At 59.4% G+C, this 1,676-nt stretch carries 2 protein-coding genes; both read right to left on the minus strand.

Features of this window, described 5'->3' with window-relative positions; all coding sequences use genetic code 11:
* Positions 1–1,458, minus strand: a 1,458-nt coding sequence (gene tnpC, locus FHK95_RS19930; protein ID WP_150306371.1) for an IS66 family transposase, incomplete at its 3' end; no start/stop codon positions are given.
* 74 nt (positions 1,459–1,532) lie between these two features.
* On the minus strand, positions 1,533–1,676 hold a 144-nt coding region (tnpB, locus tag FHK95_RS20550; RefSeq protein WP_150306372.1), incomplete at its 5' end, for an IS66 family insertion sequence element accessory protein TnpB.

A 1,676-nucleotide genomic window follows, 5' to 3' on the forward strand; every position in this document is an offset into this window, starting at 1 on the left:
CACATCTTTCAGGTAGGCATAGGGATCATGGCCATTGAGCTTGGCTGATTGGATCAGGCTCATGATGGCGGCAGCGCGTTGGCCACTGCGCAACGATCCAGCGAACAGCCAGTTGGAGCGACCGAGCGCCCAGGGGCGGATCTGGTTTTCCACCCAGTTGTTATCGATTGGAACGCGGCCGTCGTCCAAGTAGCGCGTCAACGCATCCCAGCGTTTCAGGCTGTAATCCAATGCCCTGGCGGTGCCGGAGCCATCCGGTACTTTTGTTCGGTGGGCAAGCATCCATTGATGCAAGGCATCAGCTATCGGCCGGGCTTTGGCTGCCCGGATGGCCTGACGCTTGTCCGGCGGTAAGTCCTTGGTTTGCCGCTCTACCTCGTAGAGATGCTTGATGTACTCAAGCGCCTGGGCGGCCAAGGTGCTCTGGTTGGCCTGGTGCAGGTCATAGAACTTGCGGCGGGCATGCGCCATGCAGCCGATTTCCACAATGCCCATGCCGAACCCGGCTTTGTAGCCAGCGTAATCGTCACAGACCAGCTTGCCTTGCCAGTCACCCAAGAAGGCGCGGGCGTGCTCGCCGGCACGGCTCGGAGCAAATTCGTACACCGTTGCTTTCAGGTCGTTGAACCCGGTACTGCAGAATGCCCACACATAGGCTTTGTGGGTTTTCTTCTTGCCCGGCGCCAACATACTGACCGGGGTTTCATCGGCATGCAGCACCGGATGTGCCAGTAATTCGCGGCGCAGCGCATCCACTAGCGGTTGCAACTGTATACCGCAGGCGCCCACCCACTCGGCCAGGGTGGAACGCGGGATTTCGAGACCGGCGCGACCGAAGATACGTTCTTGGCGGTACAGCGGCAGATGATCTGCATACTTGGCGACCAGCACCTGAGCCAACAGTCCTGAAGTAGGGATACCCTTATCGATGATCTGCGCTGGAACGGGTGCCTGGATCAAGGTTTCACAGTTGTCGCAGGCCCACTTGCCCCGGATGTGGCGCTCTACGCTGAACTCGCCGGGAACGTAGTCCAGCTTTTCACTGATGTCTTCGCCGATGCGCTTGAGCTGGCAGCCACAGCGACATTGCGTATTGTCAGGCTCGTGGTGGATCAAGGTACGGGGCAGTTCTGGCGGCAGCGGGCTGCGCTTGGGTTGCTGCTTGGGCTTGGTGGTTTGGCCGGTAGCCAGCATGACCTGCTCAAGCTCGACTTCAATGGCGGCCAGGTCGCTGTCGACCAATTCATCCAGCAGCAAGCCTTGCAGTGCATTCAATTGCTCGCTGCGCCGGGCATACTTGTGGCGCTTGAGGATGGCCAGTTCATGGGTCAGCTTGTCGTTCAGTGCATTGCTGTGCACCAGCGCCCGATCTTTAGCCGCCAGCGAGACCATCAACTCAGCGGCCAAGGCGCGGAGTTGATCGGCGGAGAGCTGGTTGAGATCAGGCTGCTGGGGCATGCCGGTAGTATGCCGACCCTGTGTCCGGTTCGGAATTCATCCTTTGGGTTATGGCTCCCATCAGCAGAATATGATTACAGCATTGAGATGACCCCGGCATCACCCATGCGCTGCCAAGGCAGCCCTTGAGCCAGTGCAACCAACTGCTCGTCTGTCAGGTTCACTCGGTCACCGCGCCAGGCTTCAGCCCAGTGGAACTTGCCGCGATTAAGGCGCCT

This window comes from Pseudomonas saliphila (assembly GCF_008638345.1).
In the GTDB taxonomy this organism is placed as follows: Bacteria; Pseudomonadota; Gammaproteobacteria; order Pseudomonadales; family Pseudomonadaceae; genus Halopseudomonas; species Halopseudomonas saliphila.